This window comes from Streptomyces sp. NPDC016459 (assembly GCF_040632845.1).
Lineage (GTDB): Bacteria > Actinomycetota > Actinomycetes > Streptomycetales > Streptomycetaceae > Streptomyces.
In genome coordinates this window covers 271,473-289,231 of sequence record NZ_JBEYCR010000001.1, presented here as the reverse complement: position 1 = coordinate 289,231, position 17,759 = coordinate 271,473, and the positions used below count along the sequence as shown (strand labels likewise).

At 70.6% G+C, this 17,759-nt stretch carries 14 protein-coding genes; 8 read left to right on the top strand and 6 right to left on the bottom strand.

Going from position 1 to position 17,759, the window contains the following annotated elements:
• Positions 1-480 precede the first annotated feature (480 nt).
• The 6 genes from ABZ567_RS01290 (at position 481) to ABZ567_RS01265 (ending at position 5,911) form a co-directional block, all read left to right on the top strand.
• Positions 481-1,371, top strand: a complete 891-nt coding sequence (locus ABZ567_RS01290) for a histone H1-like repetitive region-containing protein (protein WP_360783099.1) — start codon at positions 481-483, stop codon at positions 1,369-1,371.
• A gap of 80 nt (positions 1,372-1,451) precedes the next feature.
• Positions 1,452-2,072, top strand: a complete 621-nt coding sequence (gene lspA / locus ABZ567_RS01285) for a signal peptidase II (RefSeq protein WP_360783097.1) — start codon at positions 1,452-1,454, stop codon at positions 2,070-2,072.
• A gap of 39 nt (positions 2,073-2,111) precedes the next feature.
• Positions 2,112-3,053, top strand: a complete 942-nt coding sequence (locus ABZ567_RS01280; protein ID WP_360783094.1) for an RluA family pseudouridine synthase — start codon at positions 2,112-2,114, stop codon at positions 3,051-3,053.
• Positions 3,050-3,517, top strand: a complete 468-nt coding sequence (locus ABZ567_RS01275; protein ID WP_360783092.1) for a GNAT family N-acetyltransferase — start codon at positions 3,050-3,052, stop codon at positions 3,515-3,517. The genes ABZ567_RS01280 and ABZ567_RS01275 overlap by 4 nt, the downstream gene beginning before the upstream one ends.
• 88 nt (positions 3,518-3,605) lie before the next feature.
• Complete coding sequence (locus ABZ567_RS01270; protein ID WP_360783089.1) at positions 3,606-5,192, top strand: Na+/H+ antiporter; 1,587 nt, start codon at positions 3,606-3,608, stop codon at positions 5,190-5,192.
• A gap of 149 nt (positions 5,193-5,341) precedes the next feature.
• Positions 5,342-5,911, top strand: a complete 570-nt coding sequence (locus tag ABZ567_RS01265; RefSeq protein ID WP_360783087.1) for a dienelactone hydrolase family protein — start codon at positions 5,342-5,344, stop codon at positions 5,909-5,911.
• Between the two features lie 83 nt (positions 5,912-5,994).
• Here the strand turns inward: ABZ567_RS01265 and ABZ567_RS01260 are convergent, their stop codons facing one another.
• From ABZ567_RS01260 to ABZ567_RS01240, 5 genes are all read right to left on the bottom strand, one after another.
• A complete protein-coding gene (locus tag ABZ567_RS01260; RefSeq protein WP_360783084.1) occupies positions 5,995-6,975 on the bottom strand; it encodes a zinc metalloprotease in 981 nt (326 codons plus the stop codon).
• Between the two features lie 336 nt (positions 6,976-7,311).
• Complete coding sequence (locus ABZ567_RS01255; RefSeq protein WP_360783081.1) at positions 7,312-8,961, bottom strand: alkaline phosphatase D family protein; 1,650 nt, start codon at positions 8,959-8,961, stop codon at positions 7,312-7,314.
• A gap of 233 nt (positions 8,962-9,194) precedes the next feature.
• Entirely contained in the window at positions 9,195-10,010 is an 816-nt protein-coding gene (locus ABZ567_RS01250) for a DsbA family protein (protein WP_360783079.1), read from the bottom strand.
• Between the two features lie 58 nt (positions 10,011-10,068).
• Positions 10,069-10,755, bottom strand: coding sequence for a hypothetical protein (locus ABZ567_RS01245; protein ID WP_360783076.1), 687 nt, complete (start codon positions 10,753-10,755; stop codon positions 10,069-10,071).
• A 93-nt stretch (positions 10,756-10,848) separates the two neighbouring features.
• Positions 10,849-12,174 (bottom strand): DUF2252 domain-containing protein, encoded by a 1,326-nt coding sequence (locus ABZ567_RS01240; RefSeq protein ID WP_360783073.1) that lies wholly within the window; start codon positions 12,172-12,174, stop codon positions 10,849-10,851.
• A gap of 177 nt (positions 12,175-12,351) precedes the next feature.
• On the opposite strand from ABZ567_RS01240, the gene dnaE reads away from it, so the two are divergent.
• On the top strand, positions 12,352-15,891 hold the full coding sequence (gene dnaE / locus ABZ567_RS01235; protein WP_360783070.1) for a DNA polymerase III subunit alpha: 3,540 nt from the start codon (positions 12,352-12,354) through the stop codon (positions 15,889-15,891).
• A gap of 112 nt (positions 15,892-16,003) precedes the next feature.
• Here dnaE and ABZ567_RS01230 read toward each other — a convergent pair whose 3' ends face one another.
• Positions 16,004-16,177, bottom strand: coding sequence for a hypothetical protein (locus ABZ567_RS01230; RefSeq protein WP_360783067.1), 174 nt, complete (start codon positions 16,175-16,177; stop codon positions 16,004-16,006).
• A 213-nt stretch (positions 16,178-16,390) separates the two neighbouring features.
• Here ABZ567_RS01230 and ABZ567_RS01225 point away from each other — a divergent pair, with 213 nt between their 5' ends.
• Positions 16,391-17,749, top strand: a complete 1,359-nt coding sequence (locus ABZ567_RS01225) for an NYN domain-containing protein (protein WP_360783063.1) — start codon at positions 16,391-16,393, stop codon at positions 17,747-17,749.
• Positions 17,750-17,759: the final 10 nt, after the last annotated feature.

The window sequence follows — 17,759 nt, the reverse complement described above, 5'->3', positions numbered from 1 at the left end:
ACCACCCTCCTTGGCCCGGGGCGGCGCGCCCTGAGCCCCCTCATTGGGGTCGCGACGTCGGGTCTAGTCACCGCGCTGTCCTGCGGCTTTCTTCCGACGGCTCCGGGGTGATGCTTCACATCGGGCTCGCCCCCGGGCTCTCACCGTCCCCGGGTCGCTCATGGCTGCGTACGACGCTACTCGTCCCCATCCAAGCCTTTCGCTGTGGCCCAGTGTACGGGGCCGGGTGCGCGGCGGCCGACCGGTTTTCCCGTGACCCGAATGGCCATACGGGTCAGGCCGGACTTGACGTACGGCCATGTGGGGGAGGACCGGGACGGATAACCCGGCGGGGAGCTGGGCACAACGGAGGCAGGCCCGTCCCGAGGTGCGCGGGGGCGGGTGGGAACGGCGGCGAGCCCCGTTGCCGCGGGCCTTGGGCCGATTTATCGTCCCAGCACGATGCGCGAGCAAGATCACAAAATGTGAAGGGGCCGCGACATGGTGGCGAAGAAGACCGCCGCGAAGAAGACCTCGGCCGCCGGTTCCACCGGTACGGCCGAGGGCGCCAAGGACGTGGCCGGCAAGAAGACGACGGTCACGGAGCCGCCGACGGTCGCGCGGAAGAAGCCCGCCGTGAAGAAGACGGCCGCCCACAGGACGGACGCCCGGGACATGGACGCCCACGACACGGACGCCCACAGGACGGTCGCCGTGAAGAAGACGGCTGCCCACAAGACGGACGCCCAGGACATGGACGCCCACGACACGGACGCCCACAGGACGGCCGCCGTGAAGAAGACGGCTGCCTCCAGGACAGCCGGGAAGAAGACGGTCGCCAGGAAGACGGCCGCCAAGAAGGCCGTGGCGAAGAAGGCGGCCGCCAAGAAGGCGCCCGCCACGACGCAGACAGGAGCCAGTACGGTGGCAGCGAAGAAGATCGCGGGTGGCGTCACGACCGCCGGGGACGAGACCGCGGTGCCGCCGGCCCGTACCGGCGAGCTCGCGGTGCGGCCGGGTGAGGACCCCTGGACCCCCGACGAGGTCGTCGAGGCCCGTACGGTGCTCCAGACGGAGGTGGTGAGACTCCGCAGCGAGCTCGCGCACTCCCAGGAGGAGCTCACCGGCCTGATGCGGGACTCCGGCGACGGAGCCGGGGACGACCAGGCCGACACCGGCACCAAGAACATCACCCGGGAGCACGAGCTGGCCCTGGCCGCCAACGCCCGGGAGATGCTGGAACAGACCGAGCACGCCCTGGAGCGCCTCGACGCCGGCACGTACGGCCTCTGCGAGGTGTGCGGGAAGCCGATCGGCAAGGCCCGGATGCAGGCCTTCCCGCGGGCCACGCTCTGCGTCGAGGACAAGCAGCGCCAGGAGCGGCGCGGCTGACGATCTCGGATGCCGGTCTCGCACGCCTGTGCCGTACCCTCGGTGCACGGTCAGGCATCGAGGTCGAGGGACTCACTCACGTGGCAGAGGCGGAGCGCATCATCGGTACGCCGGGTTCAGCAGGAGCCGACGATTCGGCCGCCTCCGACGAGACGGCGGCCGCCGACGGATCGGCCACGCCCGACGGGTCGGCCGCTCCCGAGGAGCGGCCCCGGGGCAGGCGCAGGATCCTCGCGCTCTTCGTGGTGGCGGTCGTGGCCTACCTGCTCGACCTCGGCAGCAAGATGCTGGTGGTCGCCAAGCTGGAGGGCCGCGAGCCGATCCGGGTGATCGGCGACGTGCTGCGCTTCGACGCCATCCGGAACCCGGGTGCCGCGTTCGGCATGGGCGAGGCCTTCACCGTCATCTTCACCTGCATCGCGGCCGCCGTGATCGTCGTGATCATCCGGCTCGCGCGCAAGCTGTACAGCCTGCCGTGGGCGATCGCGCTCGGCCTGCTGCTCGGTGGCGCGCTGGGCAACCTCACGGACCGGATCTTCCGCTCGCCCGGCGTGTTCGAGGGCGCGGTCGTCGACTTCATCGCCCCCGCGCACTTCGCTGTCTTCAACCTCGCCGACTCCGCGATCGTCTGCGGCGGCATCCTCATCGTGATCCTGTCGTTCCGGGGTCTGGACCCGGACGGGACCGTCCACAAGGACTGATCCGGACGGAGTGCTCCCCGCACAAGGCATACTCGACGGGTGAGTACGAGTCCCGAGATCCGCACACTGCCCGTTCCCGATGGCCTGGAGGGCGAGCGCGTCGACGCCGCCATCGCCCGAATGTTCGGGTTCTCCCGTACGAAGGCGGCCGAGCTGGCCGCCTCCGGGAAGGTCCAGGTCGACGGCTCCGTCGTCGGCAAGTCCGAGCGGGTCAGCGGAGGCGCTTGGCTCGAGGTCGAGATGCCGGGCGTCGCCGCGCCCGTGCAGATCGTCGCCGAGCCCGTCGAGGGCATGGAGATCGTCCATGACGACGACGACATCGTCGTGATCATGAAGCCGATCGGTGTGGCCGCGCACCCCAGCCCCGGCTGGACCGGCACCACGGTCATCGGCGGTCTCGCCGCCGCCGGCTACCGCATCTCCACCTCCGGCGCCGCCGAGCGCCAGGGCATCGTGCACCGCCTCGACGTCGGCACCTCCGGTCTGATGGTGGTCGCCAAGTCGGAGTACGCGTACACCTCGCTCAAGCGCCAGTTCAAGGAGCGCACGGTCGACAAGCGCTACCACGCGCTCGTGCAGGGGCACCCCGACCCGATGAGCGGCACCATCGACGCGCCCATCGGCCGGCACCCGAACCACGACTACAAGTGGGCGGTCACCGCCGAGGGCAAGCCCTCGGTCACCCACTACGACCTCATCGAGGCGTACCGCTCGGCCTCGCTGCTGGACATCAAGCTGGAGACGGGCCGCACCCACCAGATCCGGGTGCACATGTCCGCCCACCGCCACCCCTGCGTCGGCGACCTCACCTACGGCGCCGACCCGACGCTGGGCAAGCGCCTCGGCCTGACCCGGCAGTGGCTGCACGCCGTCCGCCTGGGCTTCGAGCACCCCGGTGACGGCTCGTGGGTCGAGTTCGCCAGCACCTACCCCGAGGACCTGCAGAAGGCCCTCGACCGGATCGCGTCGGAGAGCCGGTGAGCACCGCGTACACCGTCCGTGAGGCGGTCGGCGCCGAGGACCGGGAGGCCTGCTTCTCGGTGCGCCGTGAGGTCTTCGTCGAGGAGCAGGGCGTTCCGCGGGAGCTGGAGTACGACGCGTACGACGCCACCGCGGTGCACGTGCTCGCGGAGCGCGAGGACGGGTCGCCGCTGGGCACCGGGCGCCTGCTGTTCGGGGCGGACGCGCTCGGGAAGACCGGTGGCGACGCCTCGGTCGGCTCGCTCGGCCGGCTGGCGGTCGCCAAGGCGGCCCGCGGCCTCGGCGTCGGCGCGGCGCTCGTGGGCGCCGTCGAGGACGTGGCGCGCGAGCGCGGCCTGACCGCCGTCGACCTGCACGCGCAGACGCACGCGCTCGGCTTCTACGAGCGGCTCGGCTACGAGGCGTACGGCCCCGAGTTCCCCGACGCCGGCATGCCGCACCGGGCGATGCGCAAGGCCCTGTAGGCGGAGCCGCATCGGGCCGCCCCCTCCTGCCGATGCTCCTGCGGGGGGCAATGGCGGCCAAAACGGGCATACATGGCAGGGTGGGGCCGTGGATCAATTGGCCCTGTTGTTCTTGCTGCTGCTCGGCGCGTTGCTCACCGTCCCCCTCGGTGAACGGCTCGGACTGCCCGCGCCCGTACTGATGACCCTCATCGGGATCGTGCTGGCCGTCCTGCCCTTCGTGCCGAACGTCGAGATCCCGCCGGAGCTCATCCTCCCGCTGGTGCTGCCGCCCCTGCTGTACGCCTCCGTGCAGCGCACCTCCTGGCGCCAGTTCGCGGCGAACAGACGGCCCATCTTCCTGCTCGCGGTCGCCCTCGTCTTCGTCACCACGGCCGCCGTCGGCGCGGTCGCGAACGCGCTCGTGCCCGGCCTCCCGCTGGCCGCCGCGATCGCGCTCGGCGCCCTCGTGGCGCCTCCCGACCCGGTCGCGGCGACCGCCGTGGCCGGCTCGCTGGGACTGCCGCGCCGTCTCGTGTCGATCCTGGAGGGCGAGGGCCTCTTCAACGACGTCACCGCGATCGTGCTCTACCACGTGGCGATCGGCGCCGTCGTCAGCGGCTCCTTCTCCTGGCCCGAGGCGGTCGGCGCGCTCGTGCTCTCCGCCGTGGTCGCCATGGTCGTCGGCCTGGGGCTCGGCTGGCTCACCCACAAGCTGATCGGGCTCCTCGGGGACGCCACCCTCCAGACCGGCCTGACCCTTCTCGTGCCCTTCGTGAGCTACGTCCTCGCCGAGGAGCTGCACGGCTCCGGCGTCCTCGCCGTCCTGGTGACCGCCCTCTTCCTGGCCGAGCACGCGACGGACGCCGACGACGTCATGGGCCGGCTCGCCGGACAGACCTTCTGGCAGATCGTCGACACCCTCGTCACCGGTATCGCCTTCGGCCTCATCGGCCTCGAACTCGTCCATGTCTTCGGGGTGGCGGACGGGCACGGCCTGGAGATGCTCGGCTGGGGCGCCGCCGTCGTCGCGGTGGTCGTCGGCGTCCGGCTCCTCTGGCTGCTTCCGGCCACCTGGCTCGCGAAACGCCTGCACACGCGCCGGGACGTCGACGAGGAGATCCCGACGAGCTGGCGGGAGACCATCGTCATGTGGTGGGCGGGGATGCGCGGGGTGGCCTCGGTGGCCCTCGCGCTCGCCATCCCGCTCCGTACCGACGACGGGTCGCCCTTCCCCGGCCGCGACGAGATCGTCTTCATCGCCTTCTGCGTGATCATCGCCACTCTCGTCGTCCAGGGGCTCACCCTGCCCTGGCTGGTCAGACGGCTCGGGGTGCGGGCCGACGCGGACGCCGAGCGCGCGCTCGAACGGGACCTCGCGATCAGGGCCGCGAAGGCCGCCAAGCGCCGGCTCAAGGAGATCGAGGAGGTCGAGGAGCTGCCCGAGGAGGTCCAGGAGCGGCTGCTGCGCGGGGCGTACGACATCGGGGCGAGGATCAGCCCGGACATGATCGACGAGGAGCGCAGGGCCGCGTTCGTCGAGCGGACGAAGCGGTTCAAGGCGGTGCAGCGGATCCAGCGGGAGCTGATGTCGGCCGCCCGGCACGAGGTCCTCGCGGCGCGCAGCGAGCCGGGCGCCGATCCGGAGGTGGTGGACCGGGTGCTGCGGCAGCTGGACGTCCGCAGCATGCGGTGACGGTGGGCCGCGCGGCGGCGCCGTGGCTGCCGGTGACGGGGGGGCGCGGTGCGGTGGCCGCCCCGCGGGTTTCGGTGACGGTGTGCCGCGGCGTCGTGGCTGGACCGGGGTTTCGGTGACGGTGGGTGGCGGGTGGCAGGATGGCGGGTATGGACATCATGCTTTTCCACTCGGTCCACGGGCTGCGCCCGGCCGTCCAGGCCGCGGCCGACCGGCTGCGGGCCGCCGGGCACCAGGTGTGGGTGCCGGACCTGTTCGACGGCTGGACCACCGACTCGGTGGAGGAGGGCATGGCGAAGCGGGACGGGATCGGCAAGGACGAACTGCTCAAGCGCGCGATCCTGGCCGCCGCCCCTTACTCGGAGCGTGGTCTGGTCTACGCGGGCTTCTCCTTCGGCGCCTCCGTGGCGCAGACCCTGGCCCTCGGTGACGAGAAGGCGCGCGGGTTGCTGCTGCTCCACGGCACGTCGGACCTCGCGCCGAACGTGTCGGTGGACGAGCTTCCCGTACAGCTGCACGTGGCCGAGCCCGACCCCTTCGAGACGGACGACTGGCTGTCCGCCTGGTACCTCCAGATGCGCAGGGCCGGGGCGGACGTCGAGATCTACCGGTACCGCGGCGCGGGGCACGTGTACACGGACCCGGAGCTGCCGGACTGGGACGCGGAGGCGGCGGAGCGGACCTGGTCGGTGGCGCTGTCCTTCCTGGACAGCCTGTAGGGCCCTCTTCGGACGGCCGTGGTGAACGGGGCGCGGCCCCCGGGGAGTCCCCCGGGGGCCGCACCTGTGTCCTGGACGCCTGATCAGGCGCGGTACGCCGTCCAGTACTCGTTCATCCGGGTCACCTGGCCCGAGGTGAACTGGTACATGCACGCGTCGTACGTGTAGTCCATGAAGTTGTGGATCGGGTCCGCGCCGGACTTGGAGGCGCAGGAGTCACGGCCGGTCGGGCACTCGTACGCAGGGCTCTTCTCGGCCGGGGTGTCGGTGACGTAGTCGCCGTTGCCGTTACAGCCGCCCTGGAAGGTGTGGTAGAGGCCCATCCAGTGGCCGACCTCGTGGGTGGCGGTGTCGCCCTCGGCGTAGTTGGCGGCGGAGCCGCCCGGGAGCGAGGCGTCGAGGACGACGACGCCGTCCATGGAGGGGTTGGACTGGTACGAGGACGGGAAGGTCGCCCAGCCGAGGAGGCCGCCGCCCAGGTTGGCGGTGTAGAAGTTCAGCGCGCCCGCGCCGCCCTTGCGGAGGGTCTGCTTCATCTGCTTCTCGGCGGTGGAGCCGGAGGTCAGGTTGTACCAGGTGGCGTTGTCCGTGTAGTCGGTGGCGGCGAGGGTGAACTGGAAGTTGCTGTTCACGTTGCCGGTGCCCTGGCCGGCGTAGGCCGAGTTCAGGACCGCCATCTGGTTGTTGATGGCCGTGGCGGAGAGCTTGCCCGTCGTGCCGGAGTGGATGACGTGGAAGTAGACGGGGATGTTCACCACGGCCGCGGCGCCGGTCTCGGCCGAGGCGCTGAGGCGGCTCTCGGCGCGGGCGGCGGACAACTTCTTCCTGAAGTCGTCGTCCATGGACTTGGCCTGGGCGGCCGTGACCTCGTTGGGCTCACCGGCGTGGCCCTCGGCGCCGCGCGCCTTGCGGGCGCCGGAGTGGGAGTCGTGGTCGTCCGCGCACTCCTCGGCGGTGGCACCGGCCAGGGTGGTGGTGGCGGCGCCGGTGGCTACCGGGGCGGACAGGGGGGCCAGGGCCAGGGTTCCGGCCATGACGGCGGTGCCGAGCATACGACGTGACATACGCGGTGATATACGGACAAGAGCACGCACGGTGACTCCTCGCGGGGGGTGGTGGGAGGAACTTCCTCGCCACTGCGGGGAGATTACGCGTCCATGTCAGAGGCTGTTGAGCAGTGATCAGGCCCAATCATCCATGGGGCAATTCGGGTCATCGGGAAGAAAATCTTGTGCGGGTTCCGGAGTTTGAGATGCCGACGTAACGGCGGGGACGACGGAGGCGGGTGGTGTGTCCGGATTCGATCTCCGAAAACCAGCCACCCGCCGTAGCGATGTGATCTTCTGTTAACAGAAGGGATCATGGCTGAAAATCGACCATGAAGGACCGTCGGTCACACCTCAGCGCACCGGCTGGTACACCCGCTCGACACGCTGCGTTCCGCTCAGCGTCCGGTAGGAGCGCTCCCAGGCCGTCGTCGCCGCCGGATCCGTCTTGTCGGAGACCGTGTAGTAGTCCATCTGCGAGTGCTCGGCCGTCACGTCGAGCACGCCGTAGCCGTGGTGGTCCATGTCCACCCACTTCACATGCCGGTTGGCGGCCTTCACGGCGCCGGCGGCCACCGCCGAGAGCGTCCCCGGGGCCACGTGCAGCAGGTCGTCGAGGTTGTCCGAGGTGACCGAGGTGACGACGAACTCGGTCGCCGCCGACGCCGAGAAGGGATACGTCGCCGCCTTCACCGGTACGTCGTTGGCCCAGGCCATGTGGATGTCACCGGTCAGGAACACCGTGTTGCGGATGCCGCGCGAGGTCAGGTGCGCGAGCAGTTCCTTGCGGTCGTCCGTGTACCCGTCCCACTGGTCGACGTTGACCGCGAGCCCTTCCTTGGGCAGGCCCATCAACTCGGCCAGCGGCTCCAGGAGGTGGGCGGGCAGGGCGCCGAAGGCGACCGGCGAGATCATCACCGAGGTGCCGACGAGCTGCCAGGCCGCGTCCGAGCCGGCGAGCCCCGACTTGAGCCAGTCCAGCTGGGCGCGGCCCGTGATGCTCCGCTCCGGGTCGTCGACCGTGCCGCTGCCCGCCTTCGCCGGCGTGGAGCGGAAGGAGCGCAGGTCGAGCAGGTGCAGATCGGCCAGCCTGCCGAAGCGGATACGGCGGAAGACCGTGCCCTCCGTGGAGGTGCGGACCGGCATCCACTCGAAGTACGCCTGCTTGGCGGCGGCCACCCGGGCCGCCCAGTCGCCCTCGGCGCCGGGGGTGTGGTTCTCGGCCCCGCCCGTCCAGGCGTCGTTGGCGAACTCGTGGTCGTCCCAGATGGCGATCACCGGGTGGGCCGCGTGCAGCGCCTGGAGGTCCGGGTCCGTCTTGTAGTGGCCGTGCCGGGCGCGGTAGTCGGCGAGCGAGACGATCTCGTGGCGCGGCTCGTGCCGGCGGACGGTGTACTTCGCCTCCGGATAGGTGCCGCTGCCGTACTCGTACAGGTAGTCGCCGAGGTGGAGGACCGCGTCCAGGTCGGGGCGGGCCGCGAGGTGGCCGTACGCGGAGAAGTGACCGGCCTCCCAGTTCGCGCAGGAGGCCACACCGAAGCGGACGCCGGGCACGGCGGCGTCGACGGCGGGCGCGGTGCGGGTGCGGGCGGCGGGGGAGACGGCGGAGTCCGCGGTGAAGCGGAACCAGTAGGTGGTGGCCGGGCGCAGGCCGCGGACGTCCGCCTTCACCGTGTGGTCGGTGGCGGCGCTCGCCGTGGTCGTGCCGGAGGCCGTGATCCGGGTGAAGGCCCGGTCCTCGGCGAGCTCCCAGCCGACCTGGACGTCGGCGCCGAGGCCCGAGCCGGGCACGGCTTCGGGGGTGGGGGTGACGCGCGTCCAGAGGAGGACGCCGTCGGGCAGCGGGTCACCGGAGGCGACGCCGTGGAGGAACGCGGTGGTCCCGGAGGCCGCCTGGGCCTGGGCAGCCGCGCCGAGGAGGGCGGGCGCGGCGACGGCGGTGACGGCGGCGGCCTTGACGACCGTGCGCCGACTGGGGGCTGAGGATATGAAACGACTGGTCACGGGCAGTCAGATTACTGGCGAGTATGCCCGACTGGCAGGCGATATCCGGAAGTTCGCCGACTGGTCGCCCACCGGTCGCGGCCCCGGCGGCGGGCGGGCGTCTTCGGAGGGCCGCTCGCCTGACAAACCCACGAGCCCGGACGGTGACGACGCCCAGCGCGCACCCCGCGTGCCGTCCTTCGCTCCCCGACCCGACCACGGGGGAGACCAGGGAGCGAAGGAGACCGTTCCGGTCAGCCCTTGAGGGCCGCGTCGATCGCCGTGGTGAACTCGTCCGCCGTCATCGGCGGGTTGTCGCTGCCCGCCACCGTCACCGGCTTGGCGTCCATCTTCAGGGTCGGCGTGCCCTTCACCCCGCTGTCGTCGAAGGCCTTCGACATCTTCATCGCCCAGGCGTCGAACGTGCCGTCCTCGACGTTCTTCCTGAAGGCGGCGTTGCCCTTGAGGGCCGGGACGGAGTCCGCCACCTCGATGAGGTAGGAGTCCTTGGCGAACTTGTCGTCGTTCTCCTCCGGGTGGAACTTCGACGAGTACAGCGCCGCCTTGTACGTCAGGAAGGCCTCGGGGCTCACGTCCAGGGCCGCGCCGAGCGCCGAGAGGGCGTTCTTCGAACCCTCTCCCGTGGCGGCGTCGTCGATGAAGGTGGCACCCACGTACTTGATCTTGTACTTGCCCGCCGCCACGTCCTTCTCGACCGTGGCGCCCACGGACTGCTCGAAGGTCGCGCAGACCGGGCAGCGCGAGTCCTCGTACAGCTCCAGGGTCTTCTTGGCGGACTCCTTGCCGATGACGACGTTCGTGCCGTTCGTGCCCGAGGTGTTCTTCGGGGCCGTCACGGTCGAGGCCTTCGCCGCCGACTCCCACTGGGAGGGCTTGTTCGACTGCACCACGGCGTAGCCGATGCCGCCGGCGGCGGCGAGGACGGCCACCGCCGAGACGCCGACGACGAGCTGCCGGCGCGCCCGGTCCTTCTTCGCCTGGCGCTCGCGCTCGACGCGCAGCCGCTCGCGGGCGGCAGCCTTGTTGGCCTGGGTGTTGCGTGCACTCATGATCGTGGTCTCCGTGGGGTGAGGAAGAAAGGGACTGCGTGCCGGGAGCCTGCGCCGCTCAGACGAGAGCGAAGGCCGGGCACGGCGGTCCCCGCCGCCCCACGGAGTGCGTGAGGAGCCGGGTGCGGGAGGGCCGGGGCCGCCCCACGGGCCGTCCGGCGCTCCGCGGCGCCGGACCACCGGTACGGAAGAGGGCCGCCACGAGCAGCAGCGGCCGGAACGCGAAGGCCGCCACCGCGCCGAGCAGCCGGGCGAGCGCCCGCTCCCCGCCGCGCAGCCAGACCGCGGCCGAGAGGCCCACGCCCACGTGCGCCAGGAGCAGCAGCCACGGCAGCGCCGGGTCGGGGGAGTCGAGCAGCGCGGCGGCCGTCCCGCTCTCGGGAGACGCCACGCCCGGCAGCGGGGTGCCCACGGCGCCGCCGCAGAACACCTCCACGCCCACCGTGCGCAGGGAGCCGGCGACCGGGCCGCCGGCGGCGCCGTAACAGAGCGCCTGCCCGCTGGTGAAGAGGGTGTCGGCCGCCAGCTGCAACGGGACCAGGAGCCCGGCGATGGGGCCGAGGCCACGCTCGCGGCCGGCCAGGGCGTACGCCACGGCGAAGACCCCGACCGCGACCGGAACGACCGTGCCGAGCGGCAGCGGCACGCGCGAGAGCAGCACGTGGGACGCCACGGACAGCGTCACGACCACCGCCGTGAAGAACGCCGCCCGCAGCGCCCTCAGCTGCGTCCCTGCCATGTCCATCGTCGTGGAGTGTGCCATGCCGGGCCGTAAGGGGTCCTTAAGGGGAAGCTGTGGGAAGCCTCACCGGTCCCACGGCGGCCGGAAGGCGACGCCTCAGAGGCCCGGGATCCGGCCGTTGCGGAAGAGGTCCACGAAGATCTGGTGGTCGGCCCGCGCCCGCGCCCCGTAGCCGTGCGCGAAGTCGACGAGGAGGGCCGCGAACCCCTCCTCGTCGGCGGCGATCGCCGCGTCGATGGCCCGCTCCGTCGAGAACGGGACCAGGGAGTGACCGCTGGACTCGTCCGCCGCCGCGTGCATCGTGGCCGTCGCCCGGCCCAGGTCCGCCACGGTCGCGGCGATCTCGTCCAGGTCGTCGATGTCCGACCAGTCCAGGTCCACCGCGTACGGCGAGACCTCGGCGACGAGCTGCCCGGAGCCGTCGAGCTCGGTCCAGCCGAGCCAGGGGTCGGCGTGCGCCTGGAGCGCCCGCTGCGAGATCACGGTGCGGTGCCCCTCGTGCTGGAAGTACTCCCGTACCGCCGGGTCCGTCACATGGCGGGAGACCGCCGGGGTCTGCGCCTGCTTCAGATAGATCACGACGTCGTTCTCCAGGGCGTCGCTGTTCCCCTCCAGGAGGATGTTGTACGAGGGGAGGCCGGCCGAGCCGATGCCGATCCCGCGCCGCCCGACGACGTCCTTGACCCGGTACGAGTCGGGGCGGGCCAGGCTGGACTCCGGCAGGGTCTCCAGATAGCCGTCGAAGGCCGCGAGGACCTTGTACCGGCCGGCCGCGTCCAGATCGATCGCGCCGCCGCCCCCGGAGAAGCGGCGCTCGAAGTCCCGGATCTCCGTCATCGAGTCGAGCAGCCCGAACCGGGTCAGGGAGCGGGCGGTGCGCAGCGCGTCGAGCAGCGCGCCCTCGGCCGTGTCCAGGGTGAACGGCGGCAGCTCGTCGCTCCTCGCGCCGGTCGCGAGGGCGTGGATCCGCTCCCGGTAGGACGCCGCGAAGATGCGGACCAGGTGGGTGATCTGCTCGTCGGCGAGCGCCTTCGCGTACCCGATGAGCGCCAGGGAGGCCGCGAGCCGCTTGAGGTCCCAGGTGAAGGGGCCCACGTACGCCTCGTCGAAGTCGTTGACGTTGAAGATCAGCCGCCCGTTGGCGTCCATGTAGGTGCCGAAGTTCTCGGCGTGCAGGTCGCCGTGGATCCAGACCCGGCCGGTGCGCTCGTCCAGGTAGGGGCCGCCGTGGGCCTCCCGCTCCAGGTCGGAGTAGAAGAGGCAGGCGGTGCCCCGGTAGAAGGCGAAGGCGGATCCGGCCATCTTCCGGAACTTGACGCGGAAGGCCGCCGGGTCGGCGGCGAGGAGCTCGCCGAAGGCGGTGTCGAAGACGGCGAGGATGTGCTCACCGCGCTCGGCTGCGGTGGGCTGCGGGACCGACATTCGAGGTGCCTCCTGGTACCGGACGTGCTGACAGGCTGTCCATGACAAAAGGGACAGGTGTTCCCCGTCTCCCCACGCGAGACCCTAGTCCCGAGTGCCCCTCGACTGTCATCGGCCCGACGTAGACTTCCACGGTCCCCCCAGCCACCCCTGTGACCGCTACGGAGACCTCCCGCCGTGACCAAGCCGCCCTTCACGCACCTCCACGTCCACACCCAGTACTCGCTGCTGGACGGTGCCGCGCGGCTCAAGGACATGTTCGAGGCGTGCAACGAGATGGGCATGACCCATATCGCCATGTCGGACCACGGCAACCTGCACGGGGCGTACGACTTCTTCCACTCGGCGAAGAAGGCGGGGGTCACGCCGATCATCGGCATCGAGGCGTACGTCGCCCCCGAGTCCCGGCGCAACAAGCGGAAGATCCAGTGGGGCCAGCCGCACCAGAAGCGGGACGACGTCTCCGGTTCGGGCGGCTACACCCACAAGACGATCTGGGCGGCGAACGACACCGGGCTCCACAACCTCTTCAAGCTGTCCTCCGACGCGTACGCCGAGGGCTGGCTCCAGAAGTGGCCCCGGATGGACAAGGAGACCATCTCGAAGTGGTCGGAGGGGCTCATCGCCTCCACCGGCTGCCCCTCGGGCGAGCTCCAGACCAGGCTCCGCCTCGGCCAGTTCGACGAGGCCCTCAAGTCGGCCTCCGAGTACCAGGACATCTTCGGCAAGGAGCGGTACTTCCTGGAGCTGATGGACCACGGCATCGAGATCGAGCGCCGGGTCCGCGACGGGCTCCTGGAGATCGGCAAGAAGCTCGGCATCCCGCCGCTGGTCACCAACGACTCGCACTACACGTACGCCCACGAGTCGACCGCGCACGACGCCCTGCTCTGCATCCAGACCGGCAAGAACCTCTCCGACCCGGACCGCTTCCGCTTCGACGGCACCGGCTACTACCTCAAGTCCACGGACGAGATGTACGCGATCGACTCCTCGGACGCCTGGCAGGAGGGCTGCCGCAACACCCTCCTGGTCGCCGAGCAGGTCAGCACCGACGGCATGTTCGTCGAGAAGAACCTCATGCCGAAGTTCGACATCCCGGAGGGGTACACCGAGGTCACCTGGTTCCGCGAGGAGACCATGCGGGGCATGCACCGACGGTTCCCGGACGGGATCCCCGAGGACCGCATGAAGCAGGTCGAGTACGAGATGGACACCATCATCTCGATGGGCTTCCCCGGCTACTTCCTCGTCGTCGCCGACTTCATCATGTGGGCGAAGAAGCAGGGCATCGCCGTGGGCCCCGGCCGAGGCTCCGCGGCCGGCTCGATCGTCGCGTACGCCATGGGCATCACCGACCTCGACCCGATCCCGCACGGCCTGATCTTCGAGCGCTTCCTCAACCCCGAGCGCATCTCGATGCCCGATGTCGACATCGACTTCGACGAGCGCCGGCGCGTCGAGGTGATCCGCTACGTGACGGAGAAGTACGGCTCCGACAAGGTCGCCATGATCGGCACGTACGGCAAGATCAAGGCGAAGAACGCGATCAAGGACTCCGCGCGCGTCCTCGGCTACCCCTACGCCATGGGTGACCGGCTCACCAAGGCCATGCCCGCCGACGTCCTCGGCAAGGGCATCGACCTCAACGGCATCACCGACCCCTCGCACCCCCGCTACAGCGAGGCCGGCGAGATCCGCGCGATGTACGAGAACGAGCCGGACGTCAAGAAGGTCATCGACACCGCCCGGGGCGTCGAGGGCCTGGTCCGCCAGATGGGCGTCCACGCGGCCGGCGTGATCATGTCCAGCGAGCCGATCGTCGACCACGCGCCGATCTGGGTCCGGCACACCGACGGCGTCACCATCACGCAGTGGGACTACCCGCAGTGCGAGTCGCTCGGCCTGCTGAAGATGGACTTCCTGGGCCTGCGCAACCTCACCATCATGGACGACGCCGTCAAGATGGTGAAGGCCAACAAGGGCATCGACCTCGACCTGCTCGCCCTGCCGCTCGACGACCCGAAGACCTTCGAACTGCTCCAGCGCGGCGACACCCTCGGCGTCTTCCAGTTCGACGGCGGGCCCATGCGCTCGCTGCTCCGGCTGATGAAGCCCGACAACTTCGAAGACATCTCCGCCGTGTCCGCCCTGTACCGGCCGGGCCCGATGGGCATGAACTCGCACACCAACTACGCCCTGCGCAAGAACGGCCAGCAGGAGATCACCCCGATCCACCCCGAGCTGGAGAAGCCGCTCGAAGAGGTGCTCGCGGTCACCTACGGCCTGATCGTGTACCAGGAGCAGGTGCAGAAGGCCGCCCAGATCATCGCCGGCTACTCGCTCGGCGAGGCCGACATCCTCCGCCGCGTGATGGGCAAGAAGAAGCCCGAGGAGCTGGCGAAGAACTTCGTCATCTTCGAGGCCGGAGCCAAGAGCAAGGGCTTCAGCGACGAGGCCATCAAGGCGCTGTGGGACGTCCTGGTCCCCTTCGCCGGCTACGCCTTCAACAAGGCCCACTCGGCCGCGTACGGCCTGGTCTCCTACTGGACCGCCTACCTCAAGGCCAACCACCCCGCCGAGTACATGGCGGGACTGCTCACCTCCGTCAAGGACGACAAGGACAAGTCCGCGGTCTACCTCAACGAGTGCCGCCGCATGGGCATCAAGGTGCTGCCGCCCAACGTGAACGAGTCCGAGTCGAACTTCGCCGCCCAGGGCGACGACGTGATCCTCTTCGGCCTCTCCGCCGTCCGCAACGTCGGCACCAACGTCGTCGAGTCGATCATCAAGACGCGCAAGGCGAAGGGGAAGTTCTCCTCCTTCCCGGACTTCCTCGACAAGGTCGAGGCCGTCGTCTGCAACAAGCGGACCGTCGAGTCGCTGATCAAGGCCGGCGCCTTCGACGAGATGGGCCACACCCGCAAGGGCCTGGTCGCCCACCACGAACCGATGATCGACAACGTGGTGGCGGTCAAGCGCAAGGAGGCCGAGGGACAGTTCGACCTCTTCGGCGGCATGGGCGACGCGGCGACCGACGAGCCCGGCTTCGGCCTCGACGTCGAGTTCTCCGACGTCGAGTGGGAGAAGTCGTACCTGCTCGCCCAGGAGCGCGAGATGCTGGGCCTGTACGTCTCCGACCACCCGCTCTTCGGCATCGAGCACGTCCTGTCCGACAAGACGGACGCGGCGATCTCCCAGCTCACCGGCGGCGAGCACGCCGACGGCGCGGTCGTCACCATCGGCGGCATCATCTCCGGCCTCCAGCGCAAGATGACCAAGCAGGGCAACGCCTGGGCGATCGCCACCGTCGAGGACCTGGCCGGCTCCATCGAGTGCATGTTCTTCCCGGCCACGTACCAGCTGGTCTCGACCCAGCTCGTCGAGGACACGGTCGTCTTCGTCAAGGGACGGCTCGACAAGCGCGAGGACGTGCCCCGTCTCGTCGCGATGGAGCTGATGGTCCCCGACCTGTCGAACGCCGGGACCAACGCGCCGGTGATCCTGACCATCCCCACCGTCAAGGTGACCCCGCCGATGGTCACCCGGCTCGGCGAGATCCTCGGCCACCACAAGGGCAACACCGAGGTACGGATCAAGCTCCAGGGCCCCCGGAAGACGACGGTGCTCCGCCTCGACCGGCACCGGGTGCAGCCCGACCCGGCGCTCTTCGGCGACCTGAAGGTCCTGCTCGGCCCGTCCTGCCTGGCCGGGTAGGGCTCCACGCCGCTCCGGCACGCGCAAGGGGCGCGCCCGTCGTCACGGGCGCGCCCCTTTGCCGTCGGTCCTGCCGCCGTCGGTCCTGCCGTCGGTTCGCGTCGACTGCGTCTCAGTTGTGTCCGAAGCGCTTCTGACGTCCCTTGCGCGCCATGTCACCCGGAGTGACCTGGCTGGAGCGCTGGTCGGCCTGGGACTCCATCGACGACTGCTTCGCCTGCTGGGTGCCACGCTCGGCCTGCGACTGCTGCTTCTGATCGCGGTTCTGACTGCGGTTCTTGGCCATGGGGATGCCTCCTCAAAGGTCCTGGGTGCCAGGGCCGCTGCCAGACTCACATACCGCGCGAACCGTCGCATGTTGGATCATTACGGAGCGTAAGGCGCCCGGGAAGTGACATCCGCCACGCCGATGATCCAGTTCCGACCGTCGAGCCCCCGGCCTTCGGGCAGACTCGAAGGAATTCCGAAGCAACTCCGATCCCGAGGTTCCCGAAAGAGGGTGGAACACGTGGACCGCTGCGTCGTCCTGGTGGACGCCGGCTATCTGCTGGGCGCCGCCGCCAGTCTCCTCGCCGGGGAACCGTCCCGCTCCAGGATCACCGTCGACCACGCCGGGCTCATCCAGCAGCTGCGTCAGCGCGCCGAGGCCGAGACCGCGCTGCCCCTCCTGCGGATCTACTGGTTCGACGGCGCACCCGACCGGGTGCCCCAGCCCGAGCACCGCAGACTGCGGGTGATGCCCCGGGTCACCGTCCGGCTCGGCGCGCTGACCCGGAGCGACGGACGCTGGGCCCAGAAGGGCGTCGACGCGGCCATGCACACCGAGCTGACCGAGCTCGCCAGGAATCGGGCCTGCTCCGACATCGTGCTCGTCACCGGCGACGGCGACCTGCTGCCCGGACTCATGTCCGCGAAGGAGCACGGCGTCGCCGTCCACCTCTGGGCCGTGCAGGCCGCCGACGGCGACTACAACCAGTCCGAGGACCTGGTCGCGGAGGCCGACGAACGCCGGGTCCTGGACCGGGCCTGGATCACCCGGGCCGTCCGCGCCAAGGACCTCACCGGCATCTGCGCGCCCCCGCCCGCCCCGCGCCCCGAGATCGCCGCCATCCTCTCCGCGCCCCTGCCGGAGGCCGCCCTCGCCGCCTCCGCCGGACGGGCCGCCGAGGCGTCGGCCGCCACCGGGATCACCGGGGAGACCTCCGCCGACCACGTCGACGGCGGTAACGGCCACGTCCGCCGGGGCAACGGTCACGCGCACGGCGACGGCCACGACAGCGGTCACGTCCGCGACGACGGGCACGGCCACGGCCCGGGCGCCCCCGCCCCGGCCGGAGGCAAGGGCGTCCCCACCCCCAAGGACCTCGCGGGACTGCGCGCCCCCGGCGCGACCGCCGCCACCGCGTCACAGGCCGCGAGCGCACTCCGCTGGTCCTCCGACCGGGGCTGGGTCGAGCGTCCCGCCCCCGCGCTCGGCGAACCGGCCGAGACCGCCTCCCTGCCCACCCTCGCCACCCTCACCAGCGCCGAGCAGCGCTGGGCGGACCGCGAGGAGGACATCACCACCGTCGGCGGCGACCCCTTCGAGGTCGGACAGGTGTTCGCCCGCCGGTGGATGGAACGGCTCCCCGAGCAGAGCCACGTCCAGAAGCTCTCCACCCTCTACCCCCGCATCCCGCACCGCATCGACGGCGAACTCCTCCGCTACGCCGCCCGATTCGGCCTGCTGGCCCACAAGGACGACCAGATCGACGAGCACGACCGGTACGCGATCCGGGCGGGATTCTGGCGCGAGATCGACGTCCGGGCCGCCACCGAACCCGCCCCCGCGCCCGGAGCCGGCCCGGCGACCCCGTAGGCTCTTCCCC

Bases quoted from the DNA above. Each gene is read 5' to 3' on its own strand.
- ABZ567_RS01290 (WP_360783099.1), top strand. From the start codon at position 481: ATGGTGGCGAAGAAGACCGCCGCGAAGAAGACCTCGGCCGCCGGTTCC.
- ABZ567_RS01265 (WP_360783087.1), top strand. From the start codon at position 5,342: ATGGACATCATGCTTTTCCACTCGGTCCACGGGCTGCGCCCGGCCGTC.
- ABZ567_RS01260 (WP_360783084.1), bottom strand. From the start codon at position 6,975: ATGTCACGTCGTATGCTCGGCACCGCCGTCATGGCCGGAACCCTGGCC.
- ABZ567_RS01250 (WP_360783079.1), bottom strand. From the start codon at position 10,010: ATGAGTGCACGCAACACCCAGGCCAACAAGGCTGCCGCCCGCGAGCGG.
- ABZ567_RS01245 (WP_360783076.1), bottom strand. From the start codon at position 10,755: ATGGACATGGCAGGGACGCAGCTGAGGGCGCTGCGGGCGGCGTTCTTC.
- ABZ567_RS01240 (WP_360783073.1), bottom strand. From the start codon at position 12,174: ATGTCGGTCCCGCAGCCCACCGCAGCCGAGCGCGGTGAGCACATCCTC.
- ABZ567_RS01230 (WP_360783067.1), bottom strand. From the start codon at position 16,177: ATGGCCAAGAACCGCAGTCAGAACCGCGATCAGAAGCAGCAGTCGCAG.